Annotated in this window: 12 protein-coding genes; 3 read left to right on the forward strand and 9 right to left on the reverse strand. The window is 46.4% G+C overall.

The features are described from left to right. Nucleotides 1-6: 6 nt before the first annotated feature. On the reverse strand, nucleotides 7-258 hold the full coding sequence (locus K9N57_13190; GenBank protein ID MCF7805135.1) for a hypothetical protein: 252 nt from the start codon (nucleotides 256-258) through the stop codon (nucleotides 7-9). 215 nt (nucleotides 259-473) lie between these two features. On the opposite strand from K9N57_13190, the gene K9N57_13195 reads away from it, so the two are divergent. Further along, nucleotides 474-1,850, forward strand: a complete 1,377-nt coding sequence (locus K9N57_13195; protein ID MCF7805136.1) for a DUF4332 domain-containing protein — start codon at nucleotides 474-476, stop codon at nucleotides 1,848-1,850. Between the two features lie 92 nt (nucleotides 1,851-1,942). Beyond that, nucleotides 1,943-2,764, forward strand: a complete 822-nt coding sequence (locus K9N57_13200; protein MCF7805137.1) for a 2-oxo acid dehydrogenase subunit E2 — start codon at nucleotides 1,943-1,945, stop codon at nucleotides 2,762-2,764. On the opposite strand, the gene K9N57_13205 is transcribed toward K9N57_13200, so the two are convergent. From K9N57_13205 to K9N57_13240, 8 genes are all read right to left on the reverse strand, one after another. Further along, nucleotides 2,761-3,900 carry an MFS transporter gene (locus K9N57_13205; protein ID MCF7805138.1) on the reverse strand — a complete coding sequence of 380 codons (1,140 nt, stop codon included), beginning with the start codon at nucleotides 3,898-3,900 and terminating at the stop codon, nucleotides 2,761-2,763. The genes K9N57_13200 and K9N57_13205 overlap by 4 nt on opposite strands. Before the next feature lie 102 nt (nucleotides 3,901-4,002). Next, nucleotides 4,003-5,295 (reverse strand): hypothetical protein, encoded by a 1,293-nt coding sequence (locus K9N57_13210; GenBank protein ID MCF7805139.1) that lies wholly within the window; start codon nucleotides 5,293-5,295, stop codon nucleotides 4,003-4,005. 42 nt (nucleotides 5,296-5,337) lie between these two features. Continuing rightward, the gene (locus K9N57_13215) at nucleotides 5,338-5,688 is read right to left on the reverse strand and encodes a hypothetical protein (GenBank protein MCF7805140.1); all 351 of its coding nucleotides are present in this window, start codon (nucleotides 5,686-5,688) and stop codon (nucleotides 5,338-5,340) included. Between the two features lie 515 nt (nucleotides 5,689-6,203). Next, nucleotides 6,204-6,593 carry a hypothetical protein gene (locus K9N57_13220; GenBank protein ID MCF7805141.1) on the reverse strand — a complete coding sequence of 130 codons (390 nt, stop codon included), beginning with the start codon at nucleotides 6,591-6,593 and terminating at the stop codon, nucleotides 6,204-6,206. 374 nt (nucleotides 6,594-6,967) lie between these two features. Continuing rightward, on the reverse strand, nucleotides 6,968-8,245 hold the full coding sequence (locus K9N57_13225; GenBank protein MCF7805142.1) for a hypothetical protein: 1,278 nt from the start codon (nucleotides 8,243-8,245) through the stop codon (nucleotides 6,968-6,970). A 200-nt stretch (nucleotides 8,246-8,445) separates the two neighbouring features. After that, nucleotides 8,446-10,260 (reverse strand): long-chain fatty acid--CoA ligase, encoded by a 1,815-nt coding sequence (locus K9N57_13230; GenBank protein ID MCF7805143.1) that lies wholly within the window; start codon nucleotides 10,258-10,260, stop codon nucleotides 8,446-8,448. A gap of 217 nt (nucleotides 10,261-10,477) precedes the next feature. Continuing rightward, nucleotides 10,478-11,407, reverse strand: coding sequence for a TerC family protein (locus tag K9N57_13235; protein MCF7805144.1), 930 nt, complete (start codon nucleotides 11,405-11,407; stop codon nucleotides 10,478-10,480). A 9-nt stretch (nucleotides 11,408-11,416) separates the two neighbouring features. Further along, nucleotides 11,417-12,397, reverse strand: coding sequence for a DUF523 and DUF1722 domain-containing protein (locus K9N57_13240; GenBank protein MCF7805145.1), 981 nt, complete (start codon nucleotides 12,395-12,397; stop codon nucleotides 11,417-11,419). 299 nt (nucleotides 12,398-12,696) lie between these two features. Between K9N57_13240 and K9N57_13245 the strand changes: the two genes are divergently transcribed. After that, on the forward strand, nucleotides 12,697-14,997 hold the full coding sequence (locus K9N57_13245) for a nitric-oxide reductase large subunit (protein MCF7805146.1): 2,301 nt from the start codon (nucleotides 12,697-12,699) through the stop codon (nucleotides 14,995-14,997). Nucleotides 14,998-15,142 lie beyond the last annotated feature (145 nt).

A 15,142-nucleotide genomic window follows, 5' to 3' on the forward strand; every position in this document is an offset into this window, starting at 1 on the left:
GCCGATTTACCGGGGAGTTAACTTGAGGTCATCCCGGTCCGGCAGAATGGCATCCTCGGCTAATGGCAGCCCGGCCACGCCGATAAGTACAAGTATCCCAAAGAAGAGGGCGGCAATCGTCCAGCCCGGCGTATCCTCATATCCCTTATACTGCAACACTTTGTTTGTAATAACGGCGCAGACAACGCCGTAAACAAGGTAAAGAAAGACCAGCGTCAGCTGGAGTAGTCCGCCAGCAATGATATCAAATTCGAACATACCTTCTCCTTCTGTCGATGCTGTGGATAAATAGTGCTGTTAATTTACGATATCAGGAATGTAAAATCGAATAATATGATAACAATCCCAGTGAAGCGGAGGGTGGATATGCTCTGTAGCGAAAAAGCGGTTCCATAATCTTTAAAAAAATTCATCTCTCAGTTTATTATCAGGCTGCGATTTCCTATCTTTCTCATCACTCGGATCCCGACTCGATGGAAATTAGTGGAAACCATAGCGACGTGACTTTACAAAGTACCCGACATCCCTGGTGGTGGCTGATTGGGGTAGCGCTGTTAGCCGCCGGGCTGTACTTTCTCATTGCCGATATCCCCCAATGGAATGTGGTCTGGTATGCCTTTGCCTGGTACGGGTATCTGCTGGTGGTGGACGCTGTTATTTTCTGGAGGCAGCGGCATTCATTCCTCTCCCACCGAAGGCGAGAACTGCTGGAGATGTTGTTTTGGTCAGTACCATTCTGGTTTCTGTTCGAAGCGTATAATTTTGTGATCAAAAACTGGTATTATGCTTATGCCCTCCACTCCGACTGGAATCAAGGGGTCTTCGCGTGGTTTTCGTTTGCGACCGTATTACCCGCCTGCTTTTTTCATGCGGAATTGATTAAGTCGTTTGGATTTTTCACTGGAATGAGGACAAAATCGGTTCCAGTTGAAAAGGGGCTGCAACAGTTTTTTCTCTGGTTTGGAGCGGCCTGCGTGATGTTACCGCTGATTTTTCCGACATATACCTTCTGGATGGTTTGGGGGGCGACGCTGGGGATTCCGGATTACATTAATTACAAAAACGGAGCCCCGTCGATTCTCGGCGATCTGAAAAATGGCCGGCCCGGCCGTCTGTATCGGCTTCTATCTGGGGGAATACTCGCCGGTATCGTCTGGGAGGGATTGAATTATTGGGCACGGTGCAAGTGGATTTATACTGTCCCGGGGCTGGAAGAACTCAAACTGTTTGAAATGCCGGTGATGGGGTTTTTGGGATTTCCGGTGCTGGCGCTGGAGGCATTTGCGCTCTATACCATGTTCAGCTATTATTTCCGGGGAACTCGCACCTGGGAAGCGTCTGATGAAAACCAGAAACAAAAATCCTTGTCTCCCTGGTACTGGCCTGCCGGAGTAATCGCAATGGCGTTGAGTGTTCTGGTTTACGTCAATCTTTTGGATATTACGCTGCAATCCAGGCGGCCGGTCTTCCCGGAATATCAGACGCTGAGTACGGCAGATATTCACTCCTTAGAATCTCAACACATTCAAACACCGGAACAGTTATGGCACAGAATCAGCAATAAAGGGGTCACGGAATTGGCCGCCCAGATGCAGCTCAATGCTGCACAACTTGATTCGTTGTATAAAATAACGACTCTTGCTTTGCATAAAGGAATGGGAGTAAAACACGCGTATTTGCTCCGGAGCATCGGCATAAATGAGGTGACTGATTTGATTAACGAGGAAGCTGAACAGCTTTATCCATCTTTGGAAACAGCAGCTGTTGCCAGCGATATTGAACCGCCCAGGCTGTCAGAACTTCAGGTTTGGATCAGGGCGGCGGAAATGGCTGGCGGCTACAAACGCTGACTCCCACCTCGCCGGTTTATTATTGCAGAGAAGTTCCACTTTCGATAAACTACCGCACGCATTCCTGACAAACTTTAACAGAAAGCACACCTATGGCTTCGAATGATCACATGACCCCGTGGCGCAAAGTGTCTACTGCCGTCTATACTCCTCCATCTGATGCCCGGATTTATGGTACTGTGGAGGCGGATGTGACAGAGGTGACAGAATATATCACCGCGCAGCGGAAGCAGGGGAATAAACTGACCATGACCCACTTTGTGGCTGCCGCTATTGCCCGGACTATCTATGAAGATATTCCGGGTATCAACTGCTTTATTCGCCGGGGCAAGGTTGTGATGCGTGACGATGCCGAGGTGTTCGTGTCGGTGGCCCTGGAGCGCGGGAAGGATATGACCGGTGTGCTGGTACCGAAAACCCAGGTACTGTCCGTTTCGGAGATTGCGGAATATCTGTATGAAGAAGTCCAGAAGAAACGGAGCGGTGAAGACACCGGCGCAGAATCTTTCAAATCGACGCTGGCAAAGATCCCGTGGCCGTTTCGTCGCCCGGTGTTTCTGTTCGTAAAATGGTGGATGTATGATCTGGGGTTTAAATTGCCGTTCCTGGATGCACCACGAGACCCCTTTGGGAGCGTACTGCTGTCCAACATCGGAACCCACGGCTTGTCCACAGGGATGGCGGCGCTGTTTCCGATAGGAAAGGTACCGGCAGTGTTGGTAATGGGAAAGGTGACGAAAAAGCCGGTGGTTATCAGGGATAAAGTGGTTATCCGTTCGATGATGCCGCTGACGGCAACTATGGATCATCGAGTTATGGATGGCGCCCAGGCCGGAGCGCTGGCCCGGGGCATCAAACGCCGTCTTCGGCATCCGGAAACCCTTGATCAGCCGGCATCCTTCGAAGAGTATTAGTTGTATCGGTTTTCCGGATATTTGCGGTGCATCCACAAATATCCGATCCCGCCAATAAGGCCGAAAGTTGACACACCCAGCCAGAGTATCACCGGATTGGGCGCAAAATCCAAAAACAGTCCGCCAATAAACGGACCGATAGACCACCCCAACGTCTGAAACAAACCGAAGGCGCCCATGTAGTGTCCGTATCGATCATCCGGCGCCATCCTGGCTACCATGGTGGATGCTGCGGGTCCCACAAGCATCTCCGCGGTCGTCACTATCAAGACAAGTACGAGAATCCCGATCATGGTGCCGGGGATCGCCATCAGACTGTAGCCGATACTGTATAGAATGCTGCCAAAACTCAGGACGAGAAACAGATCACGGTGGCGAATTACCCGTGAAATAAGCATCTGAAAGAGGACGACGGTTATGGCGTTTGCGCTGTAGATAAATCCGAGTTGAATATTTGAGATTCCGATGGATTCTCTGGCGTAAACCGAGACAGTGGCAATGAGTTGGGCCATTGTGAGAAACATCATGAGCGAGATGCCGCAGTACAGGAAAAATTTGCGATCGGTGAATACCCGAAATACGGTTTTGGGGTGAAATGAGGACCGTTGTATTTTTCGCCGGTTCAGATTTGATTCTTTGATAAACAGAAGAATTGTTATGCCGGAGAGAATTGCCAAAATACCAGCTACAAAAAAGAGTGATGCATAGGAATATTTTGCCAGAAAACCGCCGGCGGCCGGTCCGATACCCCAGCCGATATTTGCCGCCACTCTGAGTAAGCCATACGCTTCCGGCCGTTTTTCTTTTGGGACAATATCCGCAATCATAGCATTGGCTACCGGCTGAAAAAAAGAGGCGAGCAGATACCCGGTTATCAGAATGAACGCTGTTGCGAGAAAACTCATCCGGAAATAAATGGAGACTGCCACTCCAAAGAAAACGATGCCACGGACAATCTGCGCGAATATCATTATGCCCCGGCGGCCGATACTGTCACTCAGATTCCCGGCGATTATTTGGGAGCCAGCGCGGATAATTGCCGTGATGAAAAAGAAACTACCGACAACCGTCATAGAAACGCCAAGTTCCAGGTGAAAGTAAATGCTGATAAAGGGGACCACCATGGCAAAGCCCATTGCACTGACTATCCATCCTGCAAACAGGATCCAGAGCTGGAGATCGTAGGCGTGAAATAGCTCTGTGATCCTATGGACTATATTTTTACAGATAGGGATACCTTATTGTTGGGAGATTGAGTTCTTTCTAGGCGAATTTAAGCGAACCCAGTCTGGCGCTCCTAGTCGGAGTCTGGTTTGCAAAATCTTTGTGACTTGGCCGGTTTCTATGTTAATAAAATGCAGTCTCCGGTATTTCGCCACACCATGTTCAGCATTCACTTCGTCCACGAAAGCAAGTTTGGATTCATCAGGTGAAAGGGCAAAAGGAGTTACAATAAAGTTGTCCCAGCTGGTTATCGTACTATTGTCCTTCGCAATAAAGCTATAGTAGACGATGGAGCGAGTTCCGGTTGATACATCTTTTTCAAGGTAATAAAATCCATTTTTCTGTTTTGAAAAATTTGGAGCTGAACTGAAGGCTTGAGTCGAGGTTAGCTGTGTCAGACTCAGATCCTGTAATTCAAGCAGGAATATATTGGGGGTACCAGAACGATCTGACATAAATAATAAGGAGTCTCCAGTAGTGTTGATATCGGGGCCCAATTCCTGGTATTCGTTTCGTGGGAAGAGAAGTTGAGGATCGGTTCCATTTAAGTTAATTGATGCAATTTGACGGGTTGGGAAATCGGCAACGGTATAAAAATAGATCTTATTTGTTGTAGGGGCAAAACTAGGGTGGGTTATTGCAATCGGCTGTGTATATAAAGCCTCTCGGTCAGTTCCATTTGGGTTCATAATTTCAATTGTTGTATAGCCCGAAAAACCAATTTTATTCAGCTGCGGAATGTAAAATGGGTATGTAGTTCGATTATTAAAAGTTATCTGCCGTAGTATCGAATCAGAAACGGAATATCGAAATATTTTGGGTGTCATGTTGTCGCCTGCTGAATAGAAATAGATATATTCCCGCTGCTTTGCTTGAGTTCCAGCATAGACCACCGAAATCTCTCCGTTTTCTGGCTGCAACGATAAGGTGAGGTTGTTATTGACTTTTTCTTCGATAAAGACTTCCTTGGAGGTATAATACAGTGGTACACCTTCGGGAGAAAAGAGTGTGATGGATATCTCCCAATAGCCTATGGGAAGTTGTCCGAAATTCATTACTTTTTTCGGTGATTGAAACATTTGAGTAATTTCCCGGTGGAGATCATTTTTACTGTTAAGAATACATTGAATCCGGTCGATATTGGCAAAGAATTCGGTCTTATCTTCCGTGAGAAAAGTAACCTGGAATTGAACGCTTGAGGAGGCAGAGAGATTGTCACCTGTAGGGTTTGAGATATGACAGCCTGCGAGCACTAACCCGAGAAATAGAGAAAGGATAAATCGAACGTAGGTGAGTAAATTCTGCATAAAAGAAGATAATAAATCATTGTTGCGGATTGATAATAGAAATTACGGCGCCTGGAGTCGGACCCAATGGGGGATACCCAGTGGTATAGGCATGTGAAACACTTGAATTAATTTATTTTTCTTTAAGTTAAAGAAATATAAATTTCCATACTCATCATTTGTGGTTTGTTCCAATCCAGTGATTACTAGTCGGCTACCATCTGGCGAAATATTAAAAGCTCGAATAACATCCTTATTTGCATTTAGTATCTGTTTTTTTTCAGCGGTTTCAAAATCATAATACACGATAGAATACGTATTATTTGCATTGGCCTCTTTATAATAAAAACCGTGGGCGTTGGGCGCCCAAATTGGTAGTGTACTATACGTTTCGGTAAAAGTAAGTTGTGTCATTTCAGCGGTCTTAAGGTTTAAAGGTGGATATTATCCGAACCTGAACGGTTCGAATAAAACAAAAGTGAATCGCCTGAAGTGTTAATTGCGGGGCCAGCGTCTTGATATCTGGTATTTGGCAGAAGAAAACGGAAGTTTTCGCTATTTAAATCAATAGAGCCAAGCCTTCGGCGTAATGGATCCTCTTTCACATAAAAATAGATCTTTTTTGTTTTAAAATTATAGACCGGAGCAAGCATGGGAGCGGGTTGTTTGAACAAAAGTTCTCTGTTGGTTCCGTTCGGATTCATCCAGGAGATGGTAGTATAACTGCTAAAACCAATTTTATTCAGGTCAGAGATGAAAAAGGGGTAAACGGTTCTGTACCAGTATGTAACCTGTTGAAATAAAGAGTCTGAAATTGAGTACCGGAAAAGTTTCGCCTTCATATCGCCGCTTGCGGAGTATAAATAAATTCTTGGGGATATTGGATACTATTCCCGGAGCTGGTTTGTTGAACCTCAAACTCACCCTTCTCAGTTCGGAGTGTTAAAAAATAGATCTTCGTTTAATCCTTCCTGTATGAAAAGTTCCTTGGCTGCAAAGTATAGTGGCTCACCCAGCGAAGAATAAATAGTGAGGCGCATTTTCCAATATCCAACGGGAATTTGCCCGAACTGTATCACCGTTTCCGTCGATTGAACCGGTTGGGTAATCTCCCGGCGGACAGTATTTTCATTGATGAGGACGCACTTAAGGCGTTCGATAGAGTCCAGAATTTTATCCTCCTGCTCCATTGTGAGAGTAATCTGGAATGGCATATTGTGTAGTCTATGAGAATTTTTCACAGGTGGCTTGGCACTGGCATAGTGTGTAACCGTCAATACAATGAACTGTAAAATCAGTGCTCGGACAAGATAACTCATGGGTTACCCGGAAGTAGAATTATTTTTTCCCATTTTGCAACTGGTATAGACTGCTGCCATATCTTAATGATGGATATCTAAAAACTCTCTGCAGATCCTACCTGTATCCAGTTTGGTTTTCCCAGCCGAAAGATGGTCCGCAGGACTCGTTCGTATTCACCCGTTTGTAGGTCAAAGAATGATAAACTCGACGCGGGATCCCCGCGTATTGTATCCAAACCAACAAAAACGAACTCCTCCTCATCCGGTGAAATCGCGAAGGTTTGCATTGTATTTTGGTCGTTATAGTCACAGTATCAATATCACCCGATAACAAATTAAAATAAAGTATCGACTTGGAGTTGTCCTCATAAACTTCGTGGTAATAGAATCCATTACTTATAATTGTCTCTCCTAATGAGGACCCAATTAGGTTTACCAAGGGGAAAGGGAGCCTCAAACACTGTGTGCGTTTTTCCTGTATTAATATTATACAATGAGAGTCTGGCCGTCGAACCTTGACGATTGTAGCTTCTCCCCACTAAAGCCAAAGATGATTCATCCGGTGAAATTGAGAATGACCTAATAAGTGATTCATCGGCTTTAAGGATTTCTGATGTTTCTCCGCTTTCCAGATTGTGATACATAATCGATCGGGTATCATCAGCATTCCGATCCCGAAAATATATCCCATCAGATTGTGGTGCCCAATGTGGTTGAGAGCTACTGGCACGTGAATTATTTACCTGTACTATTTCTGAAGTGTTGAGGTTCAGTATATAAATATTATGTGGACCAGATCTGTTTGATTTAAACAGCAGTGAGTCACCATTCAGGATTACTTCAGGCTGTGATTCGTCAAACCGATTTTGCGGAAAGAGATATTGGAATCCTGTACCATCAATATTGACTGATGCGATCTGGCGGGGTGAACACTCCCCCGGAGTGTAAAAGAATATTTTTTGACGTGTTTGATTAATTGTCGGATAAGACATAATTCGGGGCTGTTGGTATAGTAATTCTCTGTTTGTACCATCCGGTTCCATCCATTCAACTGTAATGTAACTGGTGAATAGAATTTTGTTTTTATTTGCGTAATAAACTGGTCTGACCGTTCTATACCAGAATGTCACCTGTTGAAAAGTTGAATCTTCTAGTGAATATCGGAAGATTTTTGGCTGAAGATTCCTTTGATCGGAATAAATATAAATATACTCACGTGTGTCGGAATTTGATTTTTCCGGGAATTCATGATGTAATTCCCCGGTCTCTGGTATTAAAGTGAGGTTTATTTTCTCATTCAATTCATTTGACAGAAAATACTCCCTGGAAAAAAAGTAGAGTGGTTCATTATGCGAATTTAAAAGAGAGATTAGCAGGCGCCAATATCCATTTGGAATCTTATCAAAACGAAAAACTGCTTTATTCGCACTGATCGACTGGGTAATTTCACGTGTGTTCCCATTTTCTCTGGAAAATTTACAATATATATTTTGTACATCGATTGAACTGTGTTGGCTAAGATCAATGTTTAGCTGAAGTGAAATCGTCGTTGAATCAGTTTTAGGTGAACCGCTGCAATCAACAGTAAAGGCAAACATTGATAATATTGCGGTTATTAAACCAACATAAAACCTGGATGGCACTTTGCTAGTATGCACCCACTCCTCCATAAACACTATCCAATATTACTATTTTCAACTTCGAACACTTTCAAATTGTCAGTAGAGTTGTCAAGACCGAGGCAAATATTCAAACTAAAATCGATATTTCGGGACAAAAAGTTTCACTTAGAGACAATTCATGAACATATACCAATGAAATTGAGAGCTATGCTTAATTGATTCATTATTCCAGACAATCAATTTTGGCGCTACGTCCCCGGATACATCGCGTCAATTTTATCCCGATATTTTTCTTCAACCACTCGGCGCTTAATCTTGAGTGTCGGGGTCAATTCGCCATCTTCGATAGTGAACGACTTTTCGATGAGCGCGAACTTTTTCACCTGCTCAAAGTGGGCAAATTCTCCCTGGGCATCCTTAATCTCCTTGTGCAGCAGATTGTAAACCTCATCCGACTCTAACAGTGCCGATTCATCCTCAAACTCCAGCCCGTTGGATTTTGCCCAGAACTCTAAAGCATCCAGGTTCGGGACGACCAGCGCCGAAAGGAATTTGCGCTTGTCCCCCACGATGACGACCTGATCAATATATCTGGATCCGGAGATTTTGGACTCCAGAGGGGCCGGCGCCACATTTTTTCCGCCGGAAGTCACGATCAGGTTTTTCTTTCGATCGGTAATCGCAAGATACCCGTCGTCATCGATTTCGCCGATGTCACCGGTATGCAGCCATCCCTCATCATCGATAACTTCTTTGGTCGCCTCCGGATTTTTGAAGTATCCCAGCATTTGATTTGGTCCCTTAAACAGGACCTCACCGTCCTCTGCAATACGCATTTGAACATCTGGAATCGTTGGACCGACCGTACCGAATTTCACAAAATCAGTCCGGTTGGCGTTCGTAACCGGAGACATCTCAGTTAGTCCGAATCCTTCGATGATGAGTAATCCGGCGGCCGCAAAAAATTCCCCGATCTCCTTTGATAAAGGTGCCCCGCCGGAAATAGTCATAATCGCTTCACCGCCAAAGAGTTCAGTAATCTTGGAAAACACCAGTTTCTGCGCGATGCCGTATTTCGTTGCCAGCCATCCGCTCGGTTCTTTGCCGCGTTGCAGGTAATCCGTTGATACTTCACTCCCCACATTGGTCGCCCAGTTGAAGATTTTCTGCTTAATGAACGAGCCGGCGTGGATTTTTTGCAGAACGCCGTTGTGAACCTTCTCATAGAGCCGGGGGACAGAGACGAAGTAATTTGGCTTAAACTTTTTTAAATCCTCCAGAACGGTCTCAATTCCTTCAATAACCAAAATGGTAGAGCCGATAAAAAACGAAAAATGGGCGGCAATCCGCTCCAGGCTGTGGCTGTACGGAAGAAAGGAAAGCCATTTGCGACCGGATTCAAACTGGAGTGTTGCCTGGGAGGCCTGGGCGTTGGAGGCGGCATTAAACTGACTCAGCATGACCCCTTTTGGTGTGCCGGTGGTGCCTGAGGTGTAAATTATGGTCCATAGTTCATCTTTGGTGCGCTTGGCTCCTTCATCTTCCAGTGAAAAATCGACCTTGTTCCGGAGGCTGATTCCCTGCTCACAAAAATCGGCGTAATCAATAATCCATTCTTCATCCAGCGCATGCCCGTTGGCATAAATAACCATCTTCTGGAGATAGGGCAGTTTTTCTTTGATTTGGATGATCTTTTTTGCCTGGACTTCATTGGAAACAAATACCAGAGAAGCCTCCGAGTCATTCAGGATGTAGGACACCTGCTCCGGGAGCAGTGTGGGATACACCGGGACGCTGACAATACCAAAGTGGGCGCAGGCATAGTCCGTCATAATCCATTCGGGCTTATTCTCGGAAAGGATCGCCACCTTGTTTCCTGCAGAGTATCCCAGGGAATGCAGGCCCATTCCGATGATTTCCACCTGATCGCGCATTTCATTATAGGTGATGGAATCGTACCCGTCGTCTGTCTTGCGCACATACAAATCCATCGATCCGTGGCGGCTGACAGCGTCATGAAATAGCGTTGGCATGGTTTCCAGGTAATCGAGTTCGTAATCCATGGGATTCTCCTCTGGGTTAGAGCAAATTTAAAGAAAAAACAACCGTCAATATCCTGACTTTGTCTTATTTGTAAGATTGTCAGACAATCTGAATGTCCGAAAAAAGTGACTATAATTTAGTCGCAAGCGTTTCAATATCCCAAGAATTTATGGTGGCTACAGTCCTGAAATCTCTATAGGCGGTTTGATGACCCATGAGAGAGTTTTCCAGAGAAACCTACGCCGATTCGGGGCTTTGCTTTTTGCCATGATACACTGAGGTGGTAATCGTCACTGTTAGAATGATTGCGATCACGGTTAACGCCAGCCAGACCGGCAAGTGCACCCATTCCGACAACAGCATTTTCATCCCGACAAATCCCAGGATTGCTGCAAGGCCGTAATGGAGATATTCGAACAGTTCCATGATGCCTGCCAGGGCAAAAAAGAGCGCCCGTAATCCGAGGATCGCAAACACATTTGAGCTGTACACAATGAACGGGTCCCGGCTGATGGCCAGAATCGCCGGAATGGAATCTACCGCGAACATGACATCAGTAGTTTCGATCATAACCAGCACAATAAACAGTGGAGTGGCAAATAGCTTCCCCTGTTCTTTGATAAAAAACCGGTCTCCGCGATACTGTCCGGTGACGGGAAAAATTTTGCGTACCAGGTTCAGCATTGGATTTTTTTCCACGTCCACATCATGGTCGGACTGGAATGCCATCTTAAATCCGGTATAGAGCAGAAAAATTCCTAACACATAGATGAGCCAGTGAAATTTATTGATGAGTGCAACGCCGGCGAAGATAAATAACGCGCGAAATACGAGGGCCCCGATAATACCCCAGAACAATACTTTATGTTGGAACTCTTTAGACACTTTGAAATAGGTGAAAATCACCAGGAAGACAAACAGGTTATCCATGCTCAGGGATTTTTCAATCAGATAGCCGGAGAGGAACTCAAGAGCCTTATCCGTGCCGCTGTAATACCAGATTCCGGCATTAAACAACAGCGCCAATCCGATCCAGACTGCCGTCCAGATCAGGGATTCCCGCACCGTTATTTTATGGGCTTCCCGGTTAAAAACACCCAGATCGATGGCGAGCATAATGAGCACAAAGATGTTGAAGCCGATCCAGAGGAGCGTATCGTTAGGCATAGTTTTGTCCTAAATGGGATTCCAGAGTTTCAGTTCCGGGGGATACGGATGGAAATATACCTGTTTTTCCAACCATTTAATAGGGTACTTTCGCAAATGATGTTTCATCATTGTAATGGGTACAATAAGGGGCACAGAACCTGAGCGATAATCGCTGATATAATCCGCCATTTCCTGACGGTCTGGAGAATCCAGATACTGACGAAAATATCCCAGCGCGTGCTGAAGCACATTCGTATGATTTTTCGCCGTCGCCGGGATAGCCATCGTCTCCATAAAAAAGGAGGAATATTCGTCCAGAAGTACGGTGAAATCGCCTGTACCTGCCTTTGCGGCAATTCGCCCCAATTCCCGGTAGCGGTCCTGGTGATGAGCCATCAGGGTCAGCTTATGTCGGGTATGAAATTCCACCAGTTCGCCCGGCTGCGGGGTAGCGGATAAAAACTGCTGTAGTCGATAGTACGCAAAGACCCGCTCTACAAAATTTTCCCGGAAATGAGCATACCGCAGCCTGCCTTCTTCTTCCACCGGGAGCAGCGGAAATTTTTCCATGAGCGCCCGGGCAAACACACCGCGGCCGGTTCTGGTCGGTACGTCATTTTCGTCGTACACCCGCACCCGCTCCATGCCACAGGAGGGCGAATATTTTTTCAGGATATAGCCATGCAGCGGTTGCTCCGAAAGATGAACTATGCGTTCATCCGCATAGGACTTTATTTTTTCGGTATAGTCTGTCCCTGATTTGGGTGCCCGAAGATGAATCGAGTCATTTTCATTTTCCAGGCGGATGGTTTCCCGCTGCGTTCCCATGCCGATATCCACCTCAGGATAAATAGGAACCCAGGAAAAATACTGGCCTAGTACCGATGTGATAAAGGAATCGTGGGCGTGACCGCCGTTGACCCGGACTTCTTCTCCCAACAGACAGCTGCTTATTCCAACCCGGATCTCGGCCGAAGCTTCAAAAGGCAACTTTTTCCAGTCAGTCATAGTGCATTGCATATCCTCTTTGTTTTCAAAACTATTATTTTAAAAGAATTCCGCTCCGGAAGAAACAGAATTTATCAGTGGAATATCGCACAGAACTCCAATCCGCAGAAGATAAAAATAAGACAAATTCATCTTGTTAAGGCGCCGACGGGAAACTATATTCAGACAAATGAATCTGAAATATAAAATACCGGATGAATTTATAGCATGGGGATATTTGAAATTGAGACAAAATTGTCATAGAATACAAAGCGTTAGTATAAAAAAAATAACATGATAAATAGATAGGAGCTCTCCAGATGAATAACCGGAAATTATGGATAGCTTTCATCGCAGTGATGGTTGGTTCGTTTGCCATCCTCGGCTATTACGGCGGTGAAATTTACCGGAAGGCACCCCCGGTTCCGGAACGTGTGGTGACGACCGATGGACAGGTTGTGATGACGGGACAGGAGATCAAGGATGGCCAGAATGTATGGCAATCCATGGGAGGTCAGGAAGTGGGCACAGTGTGGGGGCACGGCTCCTACGTGGCACCGGATTGGTCTGCTGACTGGCTGCATCGTGAAGCAGAATATATCCTGAATCAATGGGCGCAACAGGACTTTGGCAAACCCTTCGAACAACTGGATGTTGAAAATCAGGCGGCGCTCAAAGCGCGATTACAGAAGGAAGTCCGTACCAATTCCTACGATCCGGAAACCGACGAAATCGTTATTGCGCCAATTCGGGCGGAGGCTTTCCAGGAGATAAGTAAACATTACAGTGGATTATTTACTGACGATCCATCGAAAAGTGATTTGCGGGATGCCTACGCAATTCCGGCAAATTCCATCAAGCATCAGGAGAGACTAAAACCGCTGAATTCCTTCTTTTTCTGGGCGTCGTGGGCAACCGTGACCAACCGACCAGGGAAAGATATTACCTATACCAATAACTGGCCACCGGATGAACTGGTCGGGAATAAGCCCACCAGCTCTCTCATTCTTTGGACCGGTTTTAGCGTGATTATCCTCCTGGCCGGTATCGGATTATTAACCTATTACTATGTCTCAAGTCACGAAGAGGAGTTCGACCCGGAGGAGATGCCGGATCAGGATCCGTTGCTGGGGTTACAGCCCACACCATCAATGCAAGCGACGCTCAAGTACTTCTGGGTGGTGACCGCCTTGATTGTAGTACAGGTGGTATTGGGGGCAATTACCGCCCATTACGGCGTGGAGGGCTCCGGGTTTTACGGTTTTCCGCTGGGGGATTGGCTCCCGTATGCGGTGAGTCGAACCTGGCACATCCAGCTGGCAATTTTTTGGATTGCGACGTCCTGGCTTGCAACCGGGTTGTTCATTGCACCGGCTGTCTCAGGCTATGAACCGAAGTACCAGAAACTCGGCGTCAATATATTGTTCGGTGCATTGCTGGTCATTGTCGTCGGCTCACTGGCCGGCCAATGGATGGGAATCATGCAGAAACTTGGCCTGGAGACGAACTTCTGGTTCGGGCATCAGGGATATGAATATGTGGATCTCGGCCGCTTCTGGCAGATCTTTCTGTTCGCCGGCCTCTTTATCTGGCTGTTTCTGATGGGCCGGGCCATTTGGCCAGCATTCCAACAGGAGACTTCCAACCGGCACCTGCTGGGCATGTTTTTTATCTCATCGGTGGCTATCGCACTGTTTTACGGCGCCGGCCTTATGTGGGGGCGCCAGACAAATCTGGCCGTCGCCGAATACTGGCGCTGGTGGGTTGTCCATCTCTGGGTGGAAGGTTTTTTTGAAGTCTTTGCTACAGTAGTCATTGCTTTCCTGTTTGTTCGGATGGGTTTACTTCGAACGAAAATTGCCACGGCGACCGTACTGTTTTCTACGGTGATTTTTCTGTTCGGCGGCATTATTGGGACGTTTCATCACCTCTACTTCACCGGGACACCAACGGCGGTAATGGCGCTGGGCGCCAGTTTTAGCGCCCTGGAAGTGGTGCCACTTGTATTAATAGGGTTTGAGGCGTATCAACACTTGGAAATCAGCCGGGCCAAAGAATGGCTCCGGGCGTACAAATGGCCAATTTATAGCTTTATCGCTGTGGCATTTTGGAACTTCGTTGGAGCAGGAATTTTTGGATTCCTGATTAATCCCCCAATTGCGTTGTACTATATGCAGGGACTGAATACCACGCCGGTGCACGGACATACCGCACTGTTCGGCGTATACGGAATGCTGGGTATCGGATTAATGCTGTTCGTCCTGAAGGGACTGGCGACGCATAAGGTCTGGAAGCAGCCTGTGATTAAATTTGCATTCTGGTCCATCAATATCGGCCTGGCCCTGATGGTGCTCCTGAGTGTATTGCCTGTAGGACTTGCACAGACCTGGGCTAGTGTAAAACACGGTCTCTGGTTTGCCCGGTCGGCCGAATTTCTGCAGAATCCTACACTGGATTTCATCCGGTGGCTCCGGGTCATCGGAGATACTATCTTCGCTGCAGGGGTACTGGCACTCGGATGGTTTGTGGTTGGCCTGAAGACCGGATGGTCCGTAAAAGACGAACTGGAGGTATATCCGACAGGAACACCACCCGAGTCCGAGATAACACAATCTAAATAACGCGCGGGAAAGTGCGGCAGGTACATCTTTGGAAGCTGGCTGTGGAAGCATTCACCTACACAGCCAGTTTTTTTATCTCGGTGGGAACTATTTTACCTGAACGGGATTTCTTGCGAACCGTATATCATATTCTTATCATTCTATT

It is taken from the genome of Candidatus Neomarinimicrobiota bacterium, assembly GCA_021734025.1.
In the GTDB taxonomy this organism is placed as follows: Bacteria; Fidelibacterota; JAANXI01; order JAANXI01; family JAANXI01; genus JAANXI01.